The organism is Mesorhizobium sp. USDA 4132 (assembly GCF_056279545.1).
This window is the reverse complement of the sequence record NZ_JBWCCP010000001.1, coordinates 3,408,901-3,430,916: the sequence shown is the minus strand read 5'-3', so window position 1 is coordinate 3,430,916 and position 22,016 is coordinate 3,408,901. Positions and strand designations below refer to the sequence as shown.

The 22,016-nt window shown below is 62.6% G+C and carries 19 protein-coding genes and 3 pseudogenes; 8 read left to right on the top strand and 14 right to left on the bottom strand.

The genetic code is table 11. The features are described 5' to 3' along the window. The first annotated feature begins 42 nt into the window (after window positions 1–42). Window positions 43–927: a Rossmann-fold NAD(P)-binding domain-containing protein gene (locus tag ACZ9IU_RS17505; RefSeq protein WP_038549592.1), complete on the top strand. Its 885-nt coding sequence runs from the start codon at window positions 43–45 to the stop codon at window positions 925–927. Here the strand turns inward: ACZ9IU_RS17505 and ACZ9IU_RS17500 are convergent. Further along, complete coding sequence (locus ACZ9IU_RS17500) at window positions 924–2,450, bottom strand: outer membrane beta-barrel protein (protein ID WP_038545079.1); 1,527 nt, start codon at window positions 2,448–2,450, stop codon at window positions 924–926. The genes ACZ9IU_RS17505 and ACZ9IU_RS17500 overlap by 4 nt on opposite strands. A 145-nt stretch (window positions 2,451–2,595) precedes the next feature. On the opposite strand from ACZ9IU_RS17500, the gene ACZ9IU_RS17495 reads away from it, so the two are divergent. Next, window positions 2,596–3,591 (top strand): KpsF/GutQ family sugar-phosphate isomerase, encoded by a 996-nt coding sequence (locus ACZ9IU_RS17495; RefSeq protein WP_038545065.1) that lies wholly within the window; start codon window positions 2,596–2,598, stop codon window positions 3,589–3,591. 39 nt (window positions 3,592–3,630) lie between these two features. Here ACZ9IU_RS17495 and ACZ9IU_RS17490 read toward each other — a convergent pair whose 3' ends face one another. Then, window positions 3,631–4,089 (bottom strand): NfeD family protein, encoded by a 459-nt coding sequence (locus ACZ9IU_RS17490; RefSeq protein ID WP_038545053.1) that lies wholly within the window; start codon window positions 4,087–4,089, stop codon window positions 3,631–3,633. A gap of 3 nt (window positions 4,090–4,092) precedes the next feature. After that, entirely contained in the window at window positions 4,093–5,130 is a 1,038-nt protein-coding gene (locus tag ACZ9IU_RS17485; protein WP_038545050.1) for an SPFH domain-containing protein, read from the bottom strand. 193 nt (window positions 5,131–5,323) lie between these two features. Here ACZ9IU_RS17485 and queC point away from each other — a divergent pair, with 193 nt between their 5' ends. Next, on the top strand, window positions 5,324–6,034 hold the full coding sequence (gene queC / locus ACZ9IU_RS17480; protein WP_038545047.1) for a 7-cyano-7-deazaguanine synthase QueC: 711 nt from the start codon (window positions 5,324–5,326) through the stop codon (window positions 6,032–6,034). A gap of 6 nt (window positions 6,035–6,040) precedes the next feature. Here the strand turns inward: queC and hemH are convergent, their stop codons facing one another. The 4 genes from hemH to ACZ9IU_RS17460 all read right to left on the bottom strand — a co-directional run bounded on the left by hemH (window position 6,041) and on the right by ACZ9IU_RS17460 (window position 11,528). Next, window positions 6,041–7,075 (bottom strand): ferrochelatase, encoded by a 1,035-nt coding sequence (gene hemH, locus ACZ9IU_RS17475; RefSeq protein WP_038545043.1) that lies wholly within the window; start codon window positions 7,073–7,075, stop codon window positions 6,041–6,043. 174 nt (window positions 7,076–7,249) lie between these two features. Beyond that, on the bottom strand, window positions 7,250–9,286 hold the full coding sequence (locus ACZ9IU_RS17470; protein ID WP_038545041.1) for a 5'-nucleotidase C-terminal domain-containing protein: 2,037 nt from the start codon (window positions 9,284–9,286) through the stop codon (window positions 7,250–7,252). A 213-nt stretch (window positions 9,287–9,499) separates the two neighbouring features. Continuing rightward, window positions 9,500–9,859, bottom strand: coding sequence for an outer membrane lipoprotein Omp10 (gene omp10 / locus ACZ9IU_RS17465; RefSeq protein ID WP_037077168.1), 360 nt, complete (start codon window positions 9,857–9,859; stop codon window positions 9,500–9,502). Window positions 9,860–10,076: 217 nt separating this feature from the next. Beyond that, on the bottom strand, window positions 10,077–11,528 hold the full coding sequence (locus ACZ9IU_RS17460) for a homospermidine synthase (protein WP_038545037.1): 1,452 nt from the start codon (window positions 11,526–11,528) through the stop codon (window positions 10,077–10,079). 312 nt (window positions 11,529–11,840) lie between these two features. Here ACZ9IU_RS17460 and ACZ9IU_RS17455 point away from each other — a divergent pair, with 312 nt between their 5' ends. Beyond that, a complete protein-coding gene (locus tag ACZ9IU_RS17455; protein ID WP_051899801.1) occupies window positions 11,841–12,125 on the top strand; it encodes a CopG family ribbon-helix-helix protein in 285 nt (94 codons plus the stop codon). Further along, entirely contained in the window at window positions 12,122–12,415 is a 294-nt protein-coding gene (locus tag ACZ9IU_RS17450) for a type II toxin-antitoxin system RelE/ParE family toxin (protein ID WP_038545035.1), read from the top strand. The genes ACZ9IU_RS17455 and ACZ9IU_RS17450 overlap by 4 nt, the downstream gene beginning before the upstream one ends. On the opposite strand, the gene ACZ9IU_RS17445 is transcribed toward ACZ9IU_RS17450, so the two are convergent. From ACZ9IU_RS17445 to ACZ9IU_RS17430, 4 genes and pseudogenes are all read right to left on the bottom strand, one after another. After that, window positions 12,416–12,790 (bottom strand): nuclear transport factor 2 family protein, encoded by a 375-nt coding sequence (locus tag ACZ9IU_RS17445; RefSeq protein ID WP_038545032.1) that lies wholly within the window; start codon window positions 12,788–12,790, stop codon window positions 12,416–12,418. Next, window positions 12,791–13,495, bottom strand: coding sequence for an aminotransferase class IV family protein (locus tag ACZ9IU_RS17440; protein ID WP_038545030.1), 705 nt, complete (start codon window positions 13,493–13,495; stop codon window positions 12,791–12,793). It lies immediately after the preceding gene. Further along, entirely contained in the window at window positions 13,480–14,655 is a 1,176-nt protein-coding gene (locus tag ACZ9IU_RS17435) for an aminodeoxychorismate synthase component I (RefSeq protein ID WP_038545028.1), read from the bottom strand. The genes ACZ9IU_RS17440 and ACZ9IU_RS17435 overlap by 16 nt, the downstream gene beginning before the upstream one ends. A gap of 41 nt (window positions 14,656–14,696) precedes the next feature. Continuing rightward, a pseudogene (locus ACZ9IU_RS17430) lies at window positions 14,697–16,548 on the bottom strand (M3 family oligoendopeptidase). Between the two features lie 157 nt (window positions 16,549–16,705). Here ACZ9IU_RS17430 and ACZ9IU_RS17425 point away from each other — a divergent pair. The 3 genes and pseudogenes from ACZ9IU_RS17425 to ACZ9IU_RS17415 all read left to right on the top strand — a co-directional run. After that, window positions 16,706–17,894 (top strand): annotated as a pseudogene (locus tag ACZ9IU_RS17425) (sigma-54-dependent transcriptional regulator); the annotation flags it as partial. Between the two features lie 197 nt (window positions 17,895–18,091). Next, window positions 18,092–18,268: pseudogene (locus ACZ9IU_RS17420) on the top strand (helix-turn-helix domain-containing protein); the annotation flags it as partial. Window positions 18,269–18,456: 188 nt separating this feature from the next. Continuing rightward, on the top strand, window positions 18,457–20,373 hold the full coding sequence (locus ACZ9IU_RS17415) for a peptidoglycan L,D-endopeptidase MepK (RefSeq protein WP_244447432.1): 1,917 nt from the start codon (window positions 18,457–18,459) through the stop codon (window positions 20,371–20,373). Window positions 20,374–20,461: 88 nt separating this feature from the next. Here the strand turns inward: ACZ9IU_RS17415 and ACZ9IU_RS17410 are convergent, their stop codons facing one another. From ACZ9IU_RS17410 to ACZ9IU_RS17400, 3 genes are all read right to left on the bottom strand, one after another. Continuing rightward, a complete protein-coding gene (locus ACZ9IU_RS17410) occupies window positions 20,462–20,734 on the bottom strand; it encodes a DUF2312 domain-containing protein (protein ID WP_007752220.1) in 273 nt (90 codons plus the stop codon). Between the two features lie 86 nt (window positions 20,735–20,820). Next, window positions 20,821–21,144, bottom strand: a complete 324-nt coding sequence (locus ACZ9IU_RS17405; protein WP_038545020.1) for a DUF1244 domain-containing protein — start codon at window positions 21,142–21,144, stop codon at window positions 20,821–20,823. Between the two features lie 24 nt (window positions 21,145–21,168). Then, the gene (locus ACZ9IU_RS17400; protein WP_038545018.1) at window positions 21,169–21,960 is read right to left on the bottom strand and encodes an N-formylglutamate amidohydrolase; all 792 of its coding nucleotides are present in this window, start codon (window positions 21,958–21,960) and stop codon (window positions 21,169–21,171) included. Window positions 21,961–22,016 lie beyond the last annotated feature (56 nt).

Genomic DNA, 22,016 nt, shown 5'->3' with positions numbered 1-22,016 from the left:
TCCTGCTATGAGGGGTTTTTGTTTTTCACGGTGCCGGGTGCCATGGCTGTCTCTGCGGGTCTCGATTTTCTGGAATTCCACGATTTTTCGGCGGATGCCATAACGGCGATCCTCGATCGCGCCGGCGTGCTTGCCGAGGCGTGGCGGGAGCGGCGGATGCCGAAAAGCCTCGAGGGCCGTCGGGTCGCGTTGATCGTCGATGACGGCGGCTGGCGCAATACGACAGCTTTCGATCTCGGCATCCAGGCGATGGGCGGCATTTGCGCACATGTGCCGGCGAGCCTCGGCGGGCGTGAGACGATCGCCGACCTGGCGGGTTATCTCGACAACTGGTTCGACATGGTTGTCATCCGCACGCCGGAACTCACGTCGCTCCGGGAGCTTGCGGCATACGTCCGGGCACCGGTCATCAATGCCCGGACGCGATCGAACCATCCTTGCGAGACGCTCGGAGACCTTGCCTATGTCAGAGCCCAAAGGGGCGGCATCGAGGGGCTGAAGATCGTCGGCGTGGCGCCGGACGCCAATATTCTGCGGTCCTGGGTGGAGGCGTCGATCTCGCTGCCGATCGAGGTGGTACAGGTTTATCGGGATGATTGGCACGTGGGCGACCCGGCACTGCTCAACGACAATTTCCGGCGGAGCACGGATATGCGGGAGCTTGAGGATGCGGACGTCATCTTCACGGATAGCTGGCCGGGCGGGGTCGCTGAAAGTACGCTTGCGGATTACCGGATCTCGGCGGCGGTTCTCGATCGCTGCCGTCCCGATGCGATCTTCATTCCCTGTCCGCCGGTGGCGCGCGGACAGGAAGTCACAGCGGATGCGATGACGCACGCGGCCTGCCAGAGCACGCTGGCGAAAGCCTTCCTGCTGCATGCGCAGAATGCGCTGATGGAATGGATGACCGGTCGAACGAAAGCTTAACGCTTCAAGGTGAGGCCGACGCCGGCGCGGACGATCTTGTCGTTGGTGCCGCCGCCGCCCGCCTGTTCGTATTCGGCGTCGCCGGTCAGGTCGAGGTAACGGTTGATCGCCCAGGTGAGGCCTGCGCCGCCGATCCAGACGGTTTCGTCGCTCGGTCCGCCACTCGGGAAATTGCGCAGCGTGGAGCTGCCGGTCAGCCGGGCGATGAGGTTGTCGCGCATCTCATGGGTCAAGGCTGCCGTCGCGCGGTATTCGACCCAGCCGCTCTGGCCGGGCGTGGTCGAATCCTGCACCGTGGTGCGCAGGCCGAGATCGACATTGGTGCCGCGCTGCGGCGACCAGGTGGCGCTGCCGCTGAAGGTGACCGCGCCGACCGATTTCAGGCGGTCGTCCTCGTAATCGACGACCTCGTAGCCGGTGCCGATTTCGCCACGCAGCTTTTCGCCAAGATCGAATTCGACGCCGGTGCGTGCGGCATAGCTCTGCGACGAACGGGCATAACCGGAATTGTCGTGCCTGAGGTCATAGAACGTGTGGCCGGTCGCCACTTCCACATAGGGGACGAGCGCCGGCGACAGTTCGTAGCCAAGCCGCAGGCGGCCGTCGATGCCGGTCCGGTTGCGATCCTTCATGCTGACGATCGTGCCGTCGGAGAGCTTCGCATCCGTATAGGAGGCGCGGGAAAGGTCGAGTGCGGCCGTGCCGCGGATCTTGCCGAAGTCGCGCTGGACGGAGGCGCCGCCGGTGAATTCATGGACGCCCGACTGGGTCGATGCGCCGCCGAGCGCGTTCGGATCGTAGTCGTTCTCGCGGGAGAACTTATAGCCGCCGGTGACATGGGCGACCGTATCGTTGGAGAGATCGAGCCGCAGGTCGGCATTGATGTTCGCTTCCGGCTGCTCGCCTTGGCTGCTGCTGCCGAGATTGCGCTCCAGCGTGCCTTCGCCCGTGACAGTCAACGAATGGCGCGACCAGTCGGAGGTCAGCGTGCCGCGGATCGCCGTCGACAGATAATCGCGGCGGATCTTGGTGCCGCTCGAGCGGCGGATCTCGGTGTTGATACCCTGGTTGATCGAAGGACGGAGCAGGAAGCTGCCCATCCGGATGCCGGTCGGATCACCCGGTTCGCGGGGCTGTTCCTGGGTCTCGACCGGCTCGGCGCCACGGTCGAGCGGCTCTTCATGGGGCTGGTTCAGGTCGTCCTCATAGGGAAGCTCCTGGGTTGCCGCACGGTTGCGGCCGGGCGTGGTGCCGGTCGCGACATTCGGGTCGTCCTGGTTCTGATCGGCGGCGGCACTGGCGGACGGCTGCGCCGAGGTACTGCCTCTCAACGCCGCGCCGGAAGCGGGATTCGACGCGGGCGAACTGGTGTCTGTGACCGATGGAAGAGAGCCGCTCTGCGGCGGAAACACGTTGCGGGTCTGGGCGGCTGCGGGCGAGACAAGCGCCGAACAGGCCAGCAGAAGGCCGAGTGCCGTCCGGCGCCTCTGGCGCGTCCCGCCTGTCGTTGTGGTGATCTTCATAGGCCTGCCCGGGCAATCGCAAATGCTTACCCAAACGTAAAGCCATGTGGTTAACGTTTGGTTGCGACGCTATGGCAGCGGCCAACTTCGTGGCCCCGGCCCGAAGCCGATAGACTTGGTGGGCGAAAAGCGTTAAGGCTTGCCCATGATCAAGAGAGCTTTGCAACTGGTCGAGAACGACCTTGTCGATTCCGCCTTGAGGACAATTTCCTTCGGGAAACAAGGGCTTAATGCGCTGGAGCTGGCGCTTCAGAACGGCCTCGGCGAAGCCTTCCGCAAGGCTGCGGAACTGATCGGCGACATCGACGGCAGGGTCGTCGTGACCGGCATCGGCAAGAGCGGACATATCGGCCGCAAGATCGCCGCCAGCCTCGCCTCGACGGGCACGCCCTCCTTCTTCGTGCATCCCGTCGAAGCCAATCACGGCGATCTCGGCATGATTGGCTCGGGGGACGTGGTGCTGGCTCTGTCCTGGAGCGGCGAGACCGCCGAGCTGCAGGGCATCGTTTCCTTCACCCGCCGCTTCTCCATTCCGCTGATCGCCATGACGTCAGGCGAGGTTTCGACGCTGGCCCGCGAGGCCGATGTCGTCCTGCTGTTGCCCAAGGAACAGGAAGCCTGCCCGCACGGCCTGGCGCCGACCACGTCGACGCTGATGCAGCTTGCCATGGGCGATGCACTTGCCGTGGCGCTGCTCGAAGCGCGCGGTTTTTCGGCAACCGATTTCCGCGTCTATCATCCGGGCGGCAAGCTCGGGGCGATGCTCAGCCATGTCGGCGATCTGATGCATACCGGCGATCGCATGCCTCTGGTCAAAAAGGGCGTCCTCATGCTGGAGGCGATCCAGGAGCTGTCGCGCAAGCGCTTCGGCTGCGTCGGCATAGTCGACGAGGATGGCAGCCTCTGCGGCTTCATCAGCGATGGCGATATTTCCCGGCACCTTCATCTCGATCTGCGCGATACGCGGGTCGATGACGTGATGACGCGCAATCCGAAGACTGTCACTAAGGAAACGCTCGCCACCAAGGCCATGGCGCTGCTCAACAAGCACAGCATCGGCGCGCTGCTCGTCGTCGATGAAGAGCGCAAGCCGATCGGCATCGTTCACTTTCATGATCTGCTGCGCGTCGGCGTGGCCTGATACCGAGCCAGGCTCCAAGCCGTTTTCGGACAGGGAAAACTACGCCGCTTCGACCTTCAGGTCTCGGCCGCTTGCCGCCACCACCTTCACCTGCGTGCCGGCTGGCAGATCCGGTCCCATCACCGACCACCATGTATCGTCGAGCCGGATGCGGCCGCGCCCCTCGGCGATCGGCTCGTGGAGAGTTGCGGTGCGGCCGACCAGGCTTTCGCCGCGGCGGTTGAGATTGGGTTCGTCGGTCGCTTGGTTGCGGCTGGAATAGAAACGGCGGCCTGCCAGCGCGAAGGCGCCTGAGAGCACTGCAAACAGCAGAAGCTGGACGTGCCAGCTCCAGAAGGCCGCGTCCCAGAGCGCCAGAGACAGCGCGCCGATGACGATCGCGGCCGCGCCGATCCAAATCAGGAACACGCCTGGTGCCGCGAGTTCGGCGCACAACAGGACGACGCCTAAAATCCACCAACTCCAGGGACCAAGATTGACCACAGCATCATGCAGCATGGCTCAGGTCTCTGAGGAATTCGGGTTGAACGGATTGAGGACCGGCGTGGTGCGCGGACCGGGCTGGGGCCGCGGGCCGGCCGGTGGGCGCGGCGGTGCGGCATGCCCAGAACCATCGCCGAAAACCTCCTTGGCGATGGCGCCGATGCCGCCGAGCGAACCGATGATCGACGAAGCCTCCAGCGGCATCAGCACGATCTTCGAATTCGGAGCCCTGCCGATTGCCACCAGCGCTTCGGTATATTTCTGAGCCACGAAATAGTTGATCGCCTGCACGTCGCCGGCGGCGATTGCCTGGGAGACGGCCTGTGTGGCCCGCGCTTCGGCCTCGGCGAGGCGTTCGCGGGCTTCTGCCTCGCGGAAGGCGGCTTCGCGCTTGCCTTCCGCTTCCAGAACGGCTGCCTGCTTGGCGCCCTCGGCGCGCAGGATCTGGGCGCTGCGCGAGCCTTCGGCTTCGAGGATCTGGGCGCGCTTCTCGCGCTCGGCCTTCATCTGCCGTCCCATCGATTCGACGAGGTCGGCGGGCGGCTGGATGTCCTTGATCTCGACGCGGGTGACCTTGATGCCCCAGGGACCCACGGCTTCGTCGACGACGCGCAGCAGCCGCTCGTTGATGACTTCACGGTTGGAGAGCAGTTCGTCGAGGTCCATCGAACCCATGACCGAGCGAATATTGGTCATGGTGAGGTTCTGGATGGCATTTTCAAGATTGGAAATCTGATAGGCGGCCTGGGCCGGATTGAGGACCTGGTAGAAGGACACGGCATCTGCGGAGACGCTGGCATTGTCCTTGGTGATGACCTCCTGGGTCGGGATGCTGAGGACCTGCTCCATGACGTTCATGCGCACGCCGATGCGCTCGATGAAAGGTGTCAGCAGGTTGAGGCCCGGGTCCAGCGTGCGGGTGTAGCGGCCGAAGCGTTCCACGGTGTAGCGATAACCCTGCGGCACGGTCTTGATCCCGGCAAACAGGACCAGAATGATCAGCACTACGACGCCGATCACGACGATATCGAAGCCACCCAGGCCGCCCAAGTTCATGACAGTCCTCCATTGCAGGCGGTAAGTCCGCCAGGTCACACGTGATGAGTTAGCACGTTATTTGCAGGGAAGAAATGACAGCTAGACCGCTGTCGACGTGGCTGCGGTTATTCACAAGGACGCGTTGGCGGTCTAGAGAGCAGGTTCGAACACCCGGTCGCAGCCTACCCGGTCAAAACAAGGATAAAAGCCCATGAGAACCATCGTCGTCTGCTCCGGCGGACTGGATTCCGTTTCGCTCGCCCACAGGATTGCCGCCGAACGGCAGCTGCTGGGCCTGATCTCCTTCGATTATGGCCAGCGACACCGCAAGGAACTCGATTTCGCCGCCGCCTGCGCCGCGCGGCTCGGCGTCTTCCATGAGACCATCGACATGCGCGGGATCGGCAGCCGGCTGACCGGGTCCGCCTTGACCGACGATCTCGATGTGCCGGACGGACATTATGCCGAGGAGACGATGCGGGTGACCGTGGTGCCGAACCGCAATGCGATCATGCTGTCGGTCGCCTTCGGAGTGGCTGCGGCGCGAAACGCCGATGCGGTGGCGATCGCCGTGCATGGCGGCGACCATTTCATCTATCCCGACTGCCGGCCCGGTTTCATCGATGCCTTCCAGGCGATGCAGGATCATGCCTTGGACGGCTACGCGTCGATCCGGCTGCTTGCGCCTTACGTCGCCGGATCGAAAGCGGATATCGTCACCGATGGCGCCCGGCACGGAACGCCGTTTGCCGAAACCTGGTCCTGCTACAAGGGCGGTACCCTGCATTGCGGCCGCTGCGGCACCTGCGTCGAACGGCGCGAAGCTTTTAACATCGCCGGCATCGAAGACCCGACGGAGTATGAAGATCCTGATTTCTGGAGGACTGCAACGGAAGGATTCACGGCGACCGAAGTGCGGTAAGCCGGCCTACACCCAGCCCTGAAGTTCGCGGCGGACGACCTTTTCCAGCACCGTCATGCCGCCGGGGCTATCGTTCAGACAGGGGATATGGGCGAACTTTTCGCCGCCATTGTGGCGGAAGATCTCGCCCGCTTCCTCGGCGATTTCCTCGAGCGTTTCCAGACAGTCGGAGACGAAACCGGGATTCATGATAGCGATGCGCCTGATGCCGTCTTGGGCGAGCTTTTCGACCGTCTTGTCGGTATAGGGCTGCAGCCATTCCTCCGGCCCGAAACGGGACTGGAAGGTGATCATGAAATTTTTGTCGGTGAAGCCGAGGGCCTCCTTCAGGAGCCGGGCGGTCTTCTGGCAATGACAGTAATAGGGGTCGCCTGCCTTGAAATAAGATTGCGGGATACCGTGGAAGGACGCAATCAGCATTTCCGGCTCCCAGTCGAGCGCCGCGTATTCCGCCCTGACGGAATCCGCCAGCGCCTCGATATAGGCCGGTTCGTCGTGATAGGGCGGCACGGTGCGCAAGGCCGGCTGCCAGCGCAGCTTCATCAGGTGCTCGAAGGCCTTGTCGTTGACGGTTGCGGTGGTCGAGGCGGCATATTGCGGATAGAGCGGGAAGAGGACGATCTTCTCGCAGCCCTTTTCCTTCAGCGCGTCGATGCGTTCGGCGATCGACGGCTTGCCGTAGCGCATCGCCCATTCGACGACGACATTCGGCAGATCCTTCAGCCGTTCGGCCATCAGTTCGCCCTGGCTGCGGGTATAGGTGCGCAGGTAACTCTCGTTCAGATCCTTGTTCCAGATCGCCTCATAGGCCTTGCCAACCTTCTGCGGCCGCTTGTTGAGCACGATGCCGTAGAGGATCGGGTACCAGTAGAACCGCGACCACTCGATCACCCGCTTGTCGGACAGAAACTCGGCGAGATAGCGCCGCATCGACCAGTAGTCCGTGCCGTCCGGGGTGCCGAGATTGACGAGCAATACGCCGACTTTGCCGAAACTCACCTTCGGATGATCGGAGGGCATATGGGCGGAATGGGAGGTCATGCGGATACTTTCGATTAAGTCTTGCACGGGCGACGACGCACTCGTTTGTTTCGCAAATTACTTAGAAACAAAAATCGGCCCGGGAAAGCCTGGGCCGATCATGGGATCGGGACAAATCGTCCCAATGTGTTGCGTGAAGTCGCCGGCCCGAACCTTGATCCGGGTCAAGCGGTGTCACTTCGCCGGCAGTTCCAGCTCGGCGCCGACCTGGATGACGTTTGGATGGCGCAGCGAGTTGAGCTTGGCGATCTCGGTCCACTTCTCGCCGTTGCCATAGGTGGCTTCGGCGATCTTCCAGAGCGAGTCACCCTTGGCGACCGTGTACTTGGTGGGGCCGGCCGGCTTGGGTGCGGCGGGAGCCGCTGCCGGAGCAGGTTTCGCCGGAGCTGCAGCCATGGTGTTCGGTGCCGGCGCCGCGGGTGCTGCCGGAGCAGGGTTCGCCGGTGCGGCCGGAGCGGCTGCAGTGGGGGCCGGAGCGGCAGGTGCAGGAGCGGCAGGTGCAGCAGGAGCCGGGGTAGCGGGAGCGGCAGCCGTCGGAGCCGGAGCAGCTGCCGGCGGGGCGGCAGGCGCGGGTTTGGCCGGCGGGGTGTAGCTGGCCGGCGTCAGATCGGTAACGCGGCCGTCCGTGTAGGGCTTGTAGGGATTGTGGGCGGCCACGAATTCCGCCGTTACGTCGGCGAGGTCCGGACCGTAGTCGTAGGCGTTCTTGCCGCCGGTCTTGAAGATGGCGTAGCCATCGCCGCCTGCGCGCATGAAATTGTTGGTGGCGACGCCGTAGGTCTTGGCCGGGTCGATTGGTACGAACTTGTCGCCTTCCTTGACCTGCACGTCGCTGACCTTGGCTCCGGCCGGCTTCGACTTGTCGAAGGAATATTTGAGACCCGCGACCTGCGGGAAGCGGCCTGCGCCGTCATCGATCTGGCTGACGCCGTTTTCGAGCGCCTTGACGACATCGGCACCGGTGAGCTGGAAGGTCGCGAGCGTGTTCTGGAAGGGCAGGACGCTGACGACCTCACCCTGGGTGACCTCGCCGGCATCGATCGAAGCGCGCAAGCCGCCGCCGTTCTGGATGGCGATGGTGATGCCCTGGCCCTTGGTGCGGTCAAGTATGGCGTCGGCGACGAGGTTGCCCATCGAGCATTCCTTGGCGCGGCAAACGCGGCGGTCGCCATCAATGACCGCGTCGGAAGCGCCGACGACCTTCTTTTTCATGTCTTCGATCGGCTTCTTCAACTCGGCAACGCGAGCCAGGAAGGCCGGATCGGGCGTGATCGACTTATCCATGAGGATCGGCTCGCCTTCGGCCGACTTGACGACGCCGCTGTCGTCGAAGACGATTTTGATGTCGCCGAGATATTTCGAATACTGGAAAGCCTGGACTACCGGAACCTTGTAGCCGCCGGGATTGTCCGACCAGGTCGGGTAGGGGCCTTCGGCACCCTTGGCCACGTTCGACAGCAGTGTGTGGGTGTGGCCGCCGACGACGACGTCGACATCCGGGATCTTGGCGATGATGGCGAGGTCGCGCGGGTAACCGACATGGGTCAACGCGATGATCTTGTCGACGCCTTGGGCCTTCAGGCCCTGAACGGCTTCGGTGATCTTGGCGACGTCGTCGGCAATGGTGATGTTCGGGCCGGGATTGGCGATTTCGGCGGTGTCGTTGGTGACGGCGCCGACGATGCCGATCTTCTGGCCGCCAACGGTCAGCACCAGCGACGGCTTGATGCGGTTGCCGATCTTGGCGGCGGCGCTCGGAACGACGTTGGCGGTAACGACCGGAAACTGGATCTTGTCGAGGAAGGTGGCAAGCACGTCGTCGCTGTCGTCGAATTCATGGTTGCCGACGGTCATCGCGTCGAACTTCATGGCGTTCAGCGCTTCGGCTTCGGCCGCACCCTTATAGGTCGTGTAGAAGAGCGAACCCTGGAAGTTGTCGCCGGCGTTGAGGAGGATGACGTTCTTGTTCTGAGCCTTCAGCGCGTCGCGCGCCTGGTTGATCGCGGTCAGCAGCCGGGCCGCGCCGCCGAAGCAGACGCCCTTGCCTTCATCCTCGGCCGAGCAGGTGGAATCCGTCGCGTTGATGGATTCAAGACGCGAATGGAAGTCGTTGATGTGTAGGATATTGAGTTCGAAATCGGCAAATGCCGCGCCGCTCGAAAGAGCCATGACCGACGCAGTCAGCAGCCCGAACCCCAATGTCTTCTTCATCTGATCTCTCCTCTTTCTTAATTCGGCCGGCTGCGCCGCCCCTTTTATCTGTTCTAGTTTTTCAATGTGACAACCGTTCCGGCGGGCATGTTTTCATCAACCGACGGTGGGTTCAAGGGAAATGTGACAGTAGGGTATTCTGAAATTAGCACACGCAAAACGCGAAAACCCCGCCGGAGCGGGGTTGCGATGTGCGGTCGAGGATGCGTCGCCTCAGCTGCGGCGGGCGAGCGAGAACTGGGCGCCGCTATCCTGCGTGCAGTTGAGCTGGTTGATGCTGACCAGCGAGCAGTTGACGCGCGACTGGGTCTTGCGCACCAGCGAGGTCATGTTGATCTCGACCAGCGTCGGCGAGAGGCTGGTATAGGTGCCCGAGGCGAGCAGCGTGTTGCTGTCGCTGGAGCGGGTGTTGAACGTGCCGGCCTGGAACGAGGAAACGATGCCGTTCGGATCGACCCAGCTGCCTTCGACGCCCTGCGGCTGCACGGCCGCCATCTGTTGAGGCGGAGGGGACGAAACGCAGGCGGTCAAGCTGGCTGCGGCGATGAGCGCAAAGCTCACTTTAAATTTCATGATCAGTCTCCCGCGATTCGGTCCGGCTTCGGTTGGCAAACCTTGCCGCCATCGCCCTATGTAACGCAAGATGTGGCCTTGAAAAGGCAAGAGCTTTCAACATGCAAAAAACCGCCTGCGGTGAGGCAGGCGGTTTCCATTGTGTTTTATCGGATCAACGAACCCGTTCGCGAAATCAGCGAACCCATTCGCGAGACTAGCGAACCCGTTCGCGAGATTAGCGAACCAGGATGTTCTTGAACTGCCACGGATCCTTGGTGTCGATGTCTTCCGGGAAGAGGCCCGGGCGGCCGTCGAGCGGGGTCCAGTCGGTATAGTGGCCTTCGACCGGGCCGAGATAGGGCAATTGCACTTCGAGGCAGCGCTTGTAGTCGATCTCGTCGGCCTCGACGATGCCGGCGGTCGGATTTTCGAGCGCCCAGACCATGCCGGAGAGAACGGCGGAGGTTACCTGCAGGCCGGTGGCGTTCTGGTAAGGCGCGATACGGCGGGTTTCCTCGAGCGACAGGCGCGAACCGAACCAGTAGGCGTTCTTCTCGTGGCCGTAGAGCAGCACGCCGAGTTCGTCGATGCCGTCCTCCAGCTCGTCCTCGTCGAGAACGTGGTGGACCGGCTGCGGAGTGCCGCCATTGCCGAACATCTCATGAAGCGAGAGAACCGCGTCATTGGCCGGATGATAGGCATAATGGCAGGTCGGACGGAAGGTCACTTCGCCGTCCTTGTCGCGCACCGTGAAATAGTCGGCGATCGAGATCGACTCGTTGTGGGTGACGAGGAAGCCATACTGCGGTCCGGGCGTCGGGCACCAGGAACGGACGCGGGTGTTGGCGCCCGGCTGTTCGAGATAGATGGCGGCCTTGTTGCCCTTCTTGTGCTTCTTGCCGTTCTTCGGCATCCACTCCTCATGCGTGCCCCAGCCGAGTTCGGCCGGCTGCATGCCTTCGGAGATGAAGCCTTCGACCGACCAGGTGTTCCAGAACACGTTGAGCGGCTTCGGGTGCTTGGTGCGCTGGGTGTCGCGTTCGGCGATGTGGACGCCCTTGACGCCGAGCTTCTTCATCAGCTTCGCCCAGCCTTCGCGGTCGTGCTGATCCGGTTCGTCGAACTTCAGGCCGGTGTCGTTGGCGAGGTTGACCAGCGCCTGCTTGACGAACCAGGAGACCATGCCCGGGTTGGCGCCGCAGGTGGAAACGGCGGTCGCGCCGCCGGGGTTCTTCTTCTTTTCATGCCGAACGGTTTCGCGCAGCGCATAGTTGGTGCGCTCGGCATTCTTCATGTTCTTGTCGAAATAGAAGCCGAGCCAGGGCTCGACGACCGTGTCGATGTAGAGGACGTCGAGCTTGCGGCAGAGTTTCATCAGGTCGAGCGAACCGGTGTCGACCGAGAGGTTGACGCAGAAGCCCTGGCCTTCGCCAGCTGTCAGAAGCGGCTTCAGCAGGTCCTTGTAGTTGTCCTTGGTCACATATTCCTTGATGTGACGGACGCCGTGCTTCTTCAGGATCTCCATGTCGGAGGGTTCGTCGCGCGGGTCGATGACGACCATCCGGCTCTTGTCGAACTTGAAATGGCGTTCGATCAGCGGCAGCGTGCCGCGGCCGATCGAGCCGAAACCGATCATCACGATCGGACCGGTGATTTCGCCATAAACCGGATAGGTAGTCTCTGACATGTCTTTCTCCTTGATCGCGGCCTTGTCGGGCCGCTGCCCCGCTTATTCGGCAGTGGAATGGAAATTTAAAGGCTGCACTCGGGCAATTCGCGGCGCTCTAGATCATAAAACTTCGTCACAATAAAGAGCCTGTCGATTTTCGGCAGATGAATCGGCCGCGCTATTCGATCGCGGTGGGCGCGGCTGCGGTGTCGCGGCGAGTTGCAGAAGCCCGATCCGGCAGTGCCCAAACAGCCGCCGGGAGGTGCGTGGGCGAGTTTCATGAGGTCGGGTTTTGTGCTACATACGGGAAAAATTGGAGGCTTATAGGCCATGACGTCGCATGTGGTTTCACTTCGCATCTCGGGAGAGATGAAGGAACGGCTCGACCGATTGTCTTCGGCTACCAATCGGTCCTCGACCGCGCTCGCCGAGGAAGCGCTCGAAGACTATCTCTCGCAACGCGAGTTGGAGATCGAGGCCCTTGATGCCGCGGCCGAGCGCGCCGACAAGGGCGATTTCGTTTCGCATGAAGCGGTGGCCGGCTGGCTGAAGACCTGGGGTACGGCCGACGAAGACTCGGCGCCGAAGCCGGACATCATCAAGACGCGTCGATGAGGCTCATCTGGGCCGAGGCGGCGATCGCCGATCTTGTGCACCTTCGCACCTACATCGCCGAGCACAATCCCCAGGCCGCGAATGAGATGGCGGCGAGATTGCTCGACATCGCGGAACTGCTGATCGCGCATCCTCAAGCGGGCGTGCTGACAGCAAAACTCGGCGTGCGTCGCCTCATCGTACCGCAATCCGCCTATTCCCTGATCTATCGGACGGTGGACCAGGATATCGAAATCATCGAAGTGTTCGACGGCCGCCGGCGTAAACCTCGTACGGATCTGACGGATTAGTCACTCCGTCGCCGTGCCCTGGTGAAAGACCATGCGCCATTTGCCGTCGGGGTCGAGGCGCCAGATGGAGCTGCGGTTGGTAAAAAGCTGGCTGCCGTCGTCCCTGACGCGGGTGCCGCGATAGGTGGCGAGCGCGATCGTGTCGCTTAGCATCGTGGCGCTGAAATCCGAGATCGAACTGTTGTCCGGTCCTGTCTCGGCAACGAGATGGGTGACGATGTCGTCGAACGTGTACGCGAGGCCGGAGCGGCCGAACTCGCGGAAGTCCGGCGCCAGCAGTTCACGCAGTTTTTCCTCGGAGTTGCGGACTTCTCGAGTCTGCAGTGCGGTTTCAAGCGCAAGCAGATGATCCGCGAGGGGTTTTGGCGCGGTCATCTATCGACCAGCTCTCGCCATTTTGGCGGCGCGCGCGGCAGGGCGAGGCGCTTCCACCGCCACTTCCAATCGCGCAGCCTGGGCGACAAGTTCGGCGGGGATCAGGCCGCGCAGCGAATTGCCGACGAAGAAGCGGCGGTTATCGAGGTCGGCGAGGCGCAGGACCTGGCTTTTCGCCCTTCCTTCGCGGATCAGGTCGGCGCGCAGGATGCCCGGCAGGAGGCCGCTCGACAGAGCCGGGGTCAGCAGGGAACCGTCCGGCTGTTCGACGAAGACGTTGGTGATCGTGCCTTCGCAGACCTCGCCACGCTCGTTGAGGAGCAGAACCTCGTCTGCTTCTTCCGGTGTAAACTCGGCGCGGGCAGCCTCGTAGAGTTCTCGCCGGGAGGTCTTGTGGCGATAGGTGGGATCGTCCGAGGGAAGTGTCGTCCTGGCGACCCGGATCCGCCAGAGCGTATCGGCGGGCAGAGGCGTGAACGGCGTGGTGGTGATCTCGATCTTGCCGCGATAGGTCATGACCAGCCGGACGCGGAGCGGCGTCTCGCTGGCGGCTGTGGCCGCTTGAAGCTGTTTCAGCGTATCCGCCGGCGGCTGGCGGAAACCCAACGCGTCCGCCGACCGGCTGAGCCGGCGCAAATGCTGGTCCACCCGGAGCAAGCCGTCGCCCGGTTCCCAGCGCATTGTTTCGATCAGCGAGAAATCCATTGGTCGCCCACCGCAAAGCGTGCCTTCAACAGGCACTCGTCATACTCGGCCTCGGCCTTCGAGTCGAAGACGATGCCGCCGCCGACATTGAAGACGGCTTTTTCGTCATTGAAAAGCGTGATCGTGCGGATGGCCACCGAAAATCGCATCGGGCCGGCCGGATCGCACCAGCCGATGGCGCCGCAATAGACGTCGCGCGGTTCCCTTTCGAGATCCGCAAGGATGCGCATGGCCCACATTTTCGGCGCTCCGGTGATCGAGCCGCAGGGAAAGAGAGCGGCGAGGATCTCGGGCAAACCGATCTCGGGCAGCAGCTTCGCCCGCACGTGGCTGACCATCTGGTGGACGGTCGGATAGGTTTCGATCTCGAACAATCTCGGAACCGAGAGGGTGCCGACCTCGCTGATCACGGAGATATCGTTGCGCAGGAGATCGACGATCATCCGGTTTTCGGCGAGCGTCTTTTCGTCGGCGAGCATTTCCGCGATGATCGCTTCATCTTCTCCCACGGTCGCGCCGCGCGGGGCGGTTCCCTTCATCGGGTGGGTTTCGATGAAACGATCCGCATCGACCGAGAAGAACAGTTCGGGCGAACGCGACAGGATGACCGGGCCGCCGAAGTCGACGAATGCGCCGTAGCGCACCGGCTGGCGGGTGACGAGGGACCAGAAGGCGGACAGCGGATCGCCCTGCCAGCGGGCGGTGACCGGCATGGTCAGGTTCGCCTGGTAACAGTCGCCGTTGCGCAGGTGCCGGTGAAGTCGGTCGAACCGTTCCCGGTAGGTCGCAAAATCCCAGCCGGCACGCGGTTCGCTGAGGAAAGAGCCCTGTGAAGAACCGTCGTCGACGACCATGGCGGGCGGTCCGGCGAGCGGATGTTCGTTGCCCGAGGGTTTGTCGAATATGCCCATGGCGATCAGCGGCGTCGGCCGGTCGTCGACGATCAGCGGCCGGAGCTTGTCCTCAAAGACGTAGCCGGCCTCATAGGAAATATAACCCGCCAGCCACTGACCGGCGAGGCGCGCCTCTTCCAGACGCCGAAGTGCGGGCAGCACCTCGGCGGCAGTTCGGGCAATGACGATTTCCTTCGGCCGGTCAAAGACGAGGCTCCGGCCGGCGGGGTCGTCGCGAAAGAGCGCGAAGGGCGCTTTCTCATTCATGGCAGTGTATTATGGGCATTGGCGTGCATTAAGGGAATGCCTCAAGCCTTGTCCAGAGCCTCCAGCTCGTCAATCAGGCCTTCGATCATCGACAGGCCTTTGGACCAGAAGGATGGATCGGTGGCGTCGAGGCCGAAGGGCTTCAGCAGTTCCGAGTGATGCTTGGTGCCGCCGGCCTTCAAAAGCTCGAAATACTTCTGCTGGAAACCCGGAGCGGCTTGACTGTAGACCGCGTAGAGCGAGTTCACCAGGCAATCACCGAAGGCATAGGCATAGACATAGAAGGGCGAGTGGATGAAGTGGGGGATATAGGTCCACCAGCTTTCATAACCCTCCGATATCTTGATCGCCGGCCCGAGGCTCTCGCCCTGGACGGAAAGCCACAGTTCGCCGATCTGCTCGGCGGTCAACTCGCCTTCCTTGCGGGCGGTGTGGACCTTGCGCTCGAATTGGTAAAAGGCGATCTGGCGCACGACCGTGTTGATCATGTCCTCGACCTTCTGGGCGAGCATGGCCTTGCGCTCACGCTTGTCGGTGGTCTTTTCCAGCAGCGCACGGAAGGTCAGCATTTCGCCAAAGACGGACGCGGTTTCGGCAAGCGTCAGCGGCGTCTGGCACATCAGGGCGCCCTGGTCGCCGGCCAGCACCTGGTGCACGCCGTGGCCGAGTTCGTGGGCGAGCGTCATCACGTCGCGCGGTTTGCCCATATAGTTGACGAGCACGTAGGGGTGTGCCGACGGCACGGTCGGGTGCGCGAAGGCGCCCGGCGCCTTGCCTGGGACGCACCGGCGCATCGATCCATTGCTCCTCGAAGAAGCGGCCGGCGATGTCGGCCATTTCCGGCGCGAAGCCGCGATAGGCGTCGAGCACGGTCTCCTTCGCCTCGGTCCAGGAGATCAGCGCGTTGGGGGTTTCCGGCAGCGGCGCATTGCGGTCCCAGAAATTCAGCTGGCCGACGCCGAGCCACTTCGCCTTCATCGCGTAGTAGCGATGCGAGAGGCGCGGGTAAGCTTGTCTCACCGCTTCGGCGAGCGCATCGACGACTTCGCGTTCGACACGGTTGGCAAGATGGCGACTGTCGGCGATGTCCTCGAAACCGCGCCAGCGGTCGGAGATTTCCTTGTCCTTGGCGAGCGTGTTGGTGATCAGCGTGAAGACCCGCAGGTTGTCGCCGAACGTTTTCGACAGGGCTGCGGCTGCCTTGGCGCGGATCTCCGGCTCAGGCTCCTGCAGCATGTTGAGGGCGACCTCCAGCGACAATTGCTCGCCGTCGACCTCGAAGCGAAGCTCGGCCATGGTCTCGTCGAAGAGGCGGTTGAAAGCGGCGGCAGAGGTCATCGACTTTTCGAGGAAGAGCTGTTCGAGCTTGTCTTCGAGCTGGAAGGGCTTGTCCTTGCGCAGGTCGACGAGCCAGGGGCGATAGTGGCCGGCGGCCGGGTCGCGATCCATGCAGGCGTCCATCACCGCGTCGTCGATGCGGTTGAGTTCCAGCGCGAAGAACAGCAGGTGCGCGGAGAGGTCGGTCAGCTTAGCCTGGACGTCGCCGTAGAACTTGCCGTTGGCAGGGCTCGACGTGTCGGAAAAATAGGTGAGGCCTGCGAAAGAGCCGATCTTGCCGAGCAGATCGTCGAGCGCTTCGTATTCCTTGAGCGCCTCGCCGATGCCGCCGGCGCCGGTCTTGGTCGCGGCTTCGGTAAGCTTGCCCTTCCACTTTTCCTCGAAGGCGATCGACAGTTTCTGGGCTTTCTCCATATCGGCGGTAAAAGCCGGGGCATCCTTGGCGGCATAGAGATCCGAAAGCTTCCAGACCGGCAGAAGACCGAGCGCCGGGTCGGAGGCGGCAGCGCCTGCGGCGGTTGCGGCCAGAATTTCGGGGAGGGCGGGGGCGGACATTCTCATCGCTTTTTTCCTTCTCAACCTGTTGCGTCTGTTTTCCTTGCCGGCCGTTAAAATGCAAGCTTTTCTCAAAAGGGGATGTTCAAGGCTTTCTGACACAACCAGCGGCATAACAGCCTAAAAGGGCCATGATGACCATTGCTGGGAGCCGAGCATGATTGCGCAAATCCTCGTTGTCGATGACGATCCTATTCAGCGTCGCCTGTTGAAAAATGCGGTGGAACGTTACGGCCATGTCGCCCATCTCGCCGAGAACGGCCTAGCGGCGCTGGAGTTCCTGAAGCGCACCGCGACCGACATCAATGTCATCGTGCTCGATCTGATGATGCCGGAAATGGACGGCCTCACCTTCCTCGCGGCGATCCGTGAACTCGGCGTCGAAACGCCCGTCATCGTCCAGACCGGACAGGGCAGCATCGAATACGTGGTGCAGGCGATGCGCGCCGGTGCCTTCGATTTCGTCGTCAAGCCGGTGTCGCCGGAACGGATCGGCGCCTCGATCTCCAATGCGCTGAAGCTCGACCAGAAGGAATCGAAGGCCCGCGTCGGCCGCCGCCATCGCGCCGGCGCCGTCGGTTTCGGCGATATCATCTCGGCAAGCCCGGACATGCTGCGGGTCATCGACCTCGCCCAGCGCGCCGCCCATTCCAACATCCCGGTGGTGCTGGAAGGTGAATCCGGCGTCGGCAAGGAAATGATCGCACGAGCTATCCAGTCGAACAGCGACCGGGCCGGCAAGCCTTTCATTACCGTCAACTGCGGCGCCATTCCGCATAATCTCGTGGAAAGCATTCTCTTCGGCCACGAGAAGGGCGCTTTCACCGGCGCTTCGGAAAAACATACCGGCAAGTTCGTGGAAGCCGATGGCGGCACGCTTTTCCTCGACGAGATCGGCGATTTGCCGCTCGAAGTGCAGGTGAAGCTGTTGCGCGCCGTGCAGCAGGGCGAGGTCGAGACCGTCGGTGCCTCCAAGGTCCAGAAGGTCAACGTCCGGCTGATTTCGGCGACCAACAAGGACCTGATCGAGGAAGTCCGCGCCGGCCGCTTCCGCGAGGACCTCTATTATCGCCTCAACGTCTTCCCGATCACCATTCCGGCGCTGCGCCGCCGCAAGGAAGACATTCCGCATCTCGCCCGCGTCTTTGCCGAACGGTTCTCGACCGAGCAGAAGCTCAACAGGACGCTGTCGGTCGGCGCCGGCGCGTTGGCACTTCTGACGGCCTACGACTGGCCGGGCAATATCCGCCAGCTCGAAAACGCCGTGTTCCGGGCGGTGGTGCTTGCCGAGGGCGACGAACTTACCGAAGACGATTTTCCGCAGATCGCTGCGCAGATCCCGGAATTCCGGCAGGCGGAACTGGCGGCGACCGCCGTCATGCCCGCGCCGGGTGTCTTGTCCGATCACGCCATGCGCGAGGCGCTCGCCGATTCGCCGGTATTTGCCAATAACGACAAGGGGCGGGTCGGCAGGCCGGATGCGAAGGCGATGCTCGCCGCCGCTTATCCCCAGGAAAACGTCATCGTCAGTACCGACGACACGGGCGAAGTGAGGAAGCTTGCGGATGTCGAGGAGGAGCTGATCCGCTTCGCGCTGAAGTTCTATCGCGGCCAGATGAGCCAGGTTGCCCGCAAGCTCGGCATCGGACGCTCGACACTTTATCGTAAACTCAAGGATTACGGCATCGATCCGGATGATCCCCTGAAGGAAGCCGCGTAATTACTAATGTATTAGCGAGTGTTAACCTTCGCGCAAGGATGTCCTGTCAACGTCTGTCAATCTCTGATTAGTCAATTGTTGACTATACGGGAGAAGCTTGTACATGTGTGGCACATTTGCCATCGTGTCACCGCAATTGACAGTCATTTGAGGCAACGTGGGACGTTGTCGACAGGACGGGGATCGTTTTGCCGGATCAGTATGCAAAAGAAACGCCTTCGGGTGAGAAGGGGCGCGGCTGCAAAGTCGGGTTTTTTGCCGGCCTCACCAAATGCGTTACGGCCATCGCCCTGTTGGTGCTGATGGCTCTGCCTGTGCTTTCGGTCTCCGCAAGTGATGCCGCCGCACAGGAAAAGAGCCTCAAACTCTATTTCGTCCATACCGGCGAAAAGGCCGTCATCACCTTCAAGCGCAATGGCAAGTTCGATCCCAAGGGCCTCGCCCAGATCAACCAGTTCCTGCGCGACTGGCGCCGCAACGAGCCGGCCAGGATGGACCCGCGGCTCTTCGATCTCGTCTGGGAAGTCTATCGCCGTTCCGGCGCTTCCGACTATATCCATGTGGTTTCGGCCTATCGTTCTCCCACCACCAACAACATGCTGCGCACCCGTTCGCGCTACACCGGTGTCGCCAAGAACAGCCAGCACATGCTCGGCAAGGCCATGGACTTCTACATTCCGGGCGTGAAGCTTTCGACGCTGCGCGGGCTCGCAATGCAGATGCAGGTCGGCGGCGTCGGCTATTATCCGACTTCGGGTTCGCCCTTCGTGCATCTCGATGTCGGCGGCGTGCGCGCCTGGCCGCGGATGACGCGCCAGGAACTGGTGCAGATATTCCCGAACGGCAACACGATCCATCTTCCCGCCGACGGCAAGCCGCTTCCCGGCTACGAAGCGGCGATGGCGGATTACAAGCGGCGCGTCGGTTCCGATTCGATCCAGATCGCCAGCACCGCCGGTGCCGGTATCCGCGGCGACGGCTCGGAACGGAAACGGCAGCCGAACCTGCTGGCCTTCCTGTTCGGCGGCGGCGGTGCCGACGAGGAGGAGGACAACGCGGAAAACACGGCTCCGGCCGTGGCGAAGCGTGGGGCTCCGGCTGCCAAGCCCGCTGCAGACGACGACGAGGGCGAAGCGCCCGTCGCGGTTGCCTCGGCTTCGCCTTTGACAGGCCAGACGCAGGCTCAAGCCCAGGCTCCGGCACAGGCACAGACGATTGCAGCGCCCGTACCGCTTTCGCGCCCCGCTTTCCGTTCGGATGCGGGCGGGCTTGCGACGGCGCTCTATTCTCCGGCGCGTAATCCGGCCCAGGAAGCGCTCGCCCTGCAGGCGTCGACTCCCGCCCAGCCCGGCGGCGAAACCTTCGCCGATCTTTCCGCCTACACTATTCCGGTCCCGACGCTGCTCGGACCGCGTGGCTTCAAGGGTGACGCGGAAAGCGGCGTGATGACCGCATCCGTTGGCCCGATGCGCGCTCAAGAGGATGCCGCGTCCGTACCGCTTCCCGGCCAACGCCCGAACATTGCCGCTGCGGCACCCGCTGCCAAGGCGGAGGAACAGCAGGAGCTGACACCGGCCCTCGTTGCGGCGCTTGCCCAGAGCGTCGAGCCGCGTCCGGCGGCAGCGTCGCCCGGGCCGGTTGCCTCGGCTCAGCCGGCTCCGACTCAACCAGCACCGACCCAGCCGGCACCGGCCCAGCCTGCTGCGGCAATGGCGGCGGCTCCGATGCCGGTCCAGAAGCCCGTCGAAACGGCGTCGGTTTCTCCGAAAGTGATCCATTCCAACAAGGGTGCGCAGTTCGGCGATGGTTTCGATACGCCGCGCAGCCCAGTCTCCGCTTCGACAAGCGCGCTTCCGATCCCTGCAAAGGGCGGCCGTACGTCCGCGCCGCAGGGTGCAAGCGGCGGCGCGCTGACGGGCGACGTGCTGGCGAAATGGGCTCTCAGCAACAATCGTGCCGGCGCCGCCGCCTCGATGAAGGCACCGCGCGTCGTTAGCCGTACCCTCAACAACGAATACTCGGCAGGTTATTCCGGCGGTGGCTTCAGGCCGGTTGCCGCAACGGTAGCGATCGACCCGAACCGTTTCAGCGGCCCGAACAACTGATCGCCGGACTGATCGAAGACCATAAAAAACCCGCCGAAATGGCGGGTTTTTTCATGCTTGGTGCCTGGCTTGCATGTCTTGCGAAAGATCAGGCAGCATCCTGGTCGGCTGGGGCTTCGATCATGCCGAGTGCCTGGAGATAGGTATCGAGGATCAAATCCTCTTCCATGCGCTCCTGATCGTCCTTCTTGCGAAGGGCGATGACCTTCTTCATGATCTTGGTGTCGTAGCCCATGCCCTTGGCTTCGCCGTAGACATCCTTGATGTCGTCGGCGATGGTCTTCTTTTCTTCTTCCAGTCGTTCGATACGCTCGATAAATGCGCGAAGCTGGTCGCGGGCGACGCCATGAGCATCAGACATCGGGGCCTCCTGATCGTGTAGATTTCAATGAATGGTCGTCAACTGCCGAAAAGCCGCCGCAAGGTCAAGCGCAATCGGCAAATCGATCAGCCATGGACGGGCTTGTTCACGTCGAATGCGGCTTTTTGTGCATCCGAGGCCTCCGCCTGGTGCAGATTTTTCCAATCCTCGTAGGGCATGCCATAGACAATCTCGCGGGAGGCGTCCTTGGAGAGGCCGACGCCGGCATCGTTGGCGGCATCGCGATACCAGTTCGACAGGCAGTTGCGGCAGAAGCCGGCGAGGTTCATCAGGTCGATGTTCTGCACGTCGGTGCGCTCGCGCAGGTGCTGGACGAGACGGCGGAAAGCGGCGGCCTCGAATTCGGTCTGCTGTTCTCTGGTCAGTTCTATTGGCGTGAGTTCGCTCATGGCGCATCTCCGGGTGTCGTCGCGTCAGACCGGATAGGGTCCGGTGCGCGAGGGAACGATCCTGTATTCATGCAATGTGGGGTCGGCGTTGAGCCTCTTGAAGACCGGCGCCAGCCTTTCCGCCCAGGCGGTGATGCCGGTCTCGTCGCCGATCAGGTCCTGGCGGACCTCGAGAAGCGCGTGCGGAATTCCCGACACCATGCAGTGCCGGTACATGGTGTCACCTTTAAGCGCGCCGTCATAGGGCTCGTTGTCACCGACGACGATGTCGCCGGGTTCGCCAAGCAGGTGCAGGAGAGGCTTTACGGCGCGATCGTCGCTGTCCCAGAGCACGGCTGCGTGCCAGGGGCGGGCGACGCCCTTCCAGAACGGGGTGAAGGAATGCAGCGACAGGACGAGCGGCGCGCGGCCCGGGCTGCCTGCCTTGGCGATGGTGCGCTCGACGGCCCGGTGATAGGGCCGGTGATAGGTATCGAGGCGGAAATCCCATTCTTCCTGCGTGATCGGATGATTGCCGGGGATGATCGCCCCATCGGAAATCTTCATGATCAGGGTCGGATCGTCCTCGCCGCGGTTCGGATCGATCAGCAGGCGGGAGAAACAGCCGAGCACGGCCGGCACGTTCAGCATCGCCGCCAGCTGGCGGGTCAGCCCCTCGACGCCGATGTCGAAGGCGATATGGCGGTGGAAGGCGCTCTCCGGAAGACCGAGGCTGCCATGGGAAGTGGGCAGGCGGTTCATCGCATGGTCGGCGAGCAGCACCATGCCGCTGTCATAATCGCCTTCTATGATCTCGAAAGGAATGAAGTCCTGCATCGCCGTCGAAAATGAAGTGGTTGCGAAAGGTGGGTCGAGAGACGGGTGTTGATGAC

What these genes read in the sequence shown, in the direction of transcription:
- ACZ9IU_RS17505 (WP_038549592.1), top strand. Translation starts at nt 43, where the DNA reads ATGGCTGTCTCTGCGGGTCTCGATTTTCTGGAATTCCACGATTTTTCG.
- ACZ9IU_RS17500 (WP_038545079.1), bottom strand. Translation starts at nt 2,450, where the DNA reads ATGAAGATCACCACAACGACAGGCGGGACGCGCCAGAGGCGCCGGACG.
- ACZ9IU_RS17495 (WP_038545065.1), top strand. Translation starts at nt 2,596, where the DNA reads ATGATCAAGAGAGCTTTGCAACTGGTCGAGAACGACCTTGTCGATTCC.
- ACZ9IU_RS17490 (WP_038545053.1), bottom strand. Translation starts at nt 4,089, where the DNA reads ATGCTGCATGATGCTGTGGTCAATCTTGGTCCCTGGAGTTGGTGGATT.
- ACZ9IU_RS17485 (WP_038545050.1), bottom strand. Translation starts at nt 5,130, where the DNA reads ATGAACTTGGGCGGCCTGGGTGGCTTCGATATCGTCGTGATCGGCGTC.
- queC (WP_038545047.1), top strand. Translation starts at nt 5,324, where the DNA reads ATGAGAACCATCGTCGTCTGCTCCGGCGGACTGGATTCCGTTTCGCTC.
- hemH (WP_038545043.1), bottom strand. Translation starts at nt 7,075, where the DNA reads ATGACCTCCCATTCCGCCCATATGCCCTCCGATCATCCGAAGGTGAGT.
- ACZ9IU_RS17470 (WP_038545041.1), bottom strand. Translation starts at nt 9,286, where the DNA reads ATGAAGAAGACATTGGGGTTCGGGCTGCTGACTGCGTCGGTCATGGCT.
- omp10 (WP_037077168.1), bottom strand. Translation starts at nt 9,859, where the DNA reads ATGAAATTTAAAGTGAGCTTTGCGCTCATCGCCGCAGCCAGCTTGACC.
- ACZ9IU_RS17460 (WP_038545037.1), bottom strand. Translation starts at nt 11,528, where the DNA reads ATGTCAGAGACTACCTATCCGGTTTATGGCGAAATCACCGGTCCGATC.
- ACZ9IU_RS17455 (WP_051899801.1), top strand. Translation starts at nt 11,841, where the DNA reads ATGACGTCGCATGTGGTTTCACTTCGCATCTCGGGAGAGATGAAGGAA.
- ACZ9IU_RS17450 (WP_038545035.1), top strand. Translation starts at nt 12,122, where the DNA reads ATGAGGCTCATCTGGGCCGAGGCGGCGATCGCCGATCTTGTGCACCTT.
- ACZ9IU_RS17445 (WP_038545032.1), bottom strand. Translation starts at nt 12,790, where the DNA reads ATGACCGCGCCAAAACCCCTCGCGGATCATCTGCTTGCGCTTGAAACC.
- ACZ9IU_RS17440 (WP_038545030.1), bottom strand. Translation starts at nt 13,495, where the DNA reads ATGGATTTCTCGCTGATCGAAACAATGCGCTGGGAACCGGGCGACGGC.
- ACZ9IU_RS17435 (WP_038545028.1), bottom strand. Translation starts at nt 14,655, where the DNA reads ATGAATGAGAAAGCGCCCTTCGCGCTCTTTCGCGACGACCCCGCCGGC.
- ACZ9IU_RS17410 (WP_007752220.1), bottom strand. Translation starts at nt 20,734, where the DNA reads ATGTCTGATGCTCATGGCGTCGCCCGCGACCAGCTTCGCGCATTTATC.
- ACZ9IU_RS17405 (WP_038545020.1), bottom strand. Translation starts at nt 21,144, where the DNA reads ATGAGCGAACTCACGCCAATAGAACTGACCAGAGAACAGCAGACCGAA.
- ACZ9IU_RS17400 (WP_038545018.1), bottom strand. Translation starts at nt 21,960, where the DNA reads ATGCAGGACTTCATTCCTTTCGAGATCATAGAAGGCGATTATGACAGC.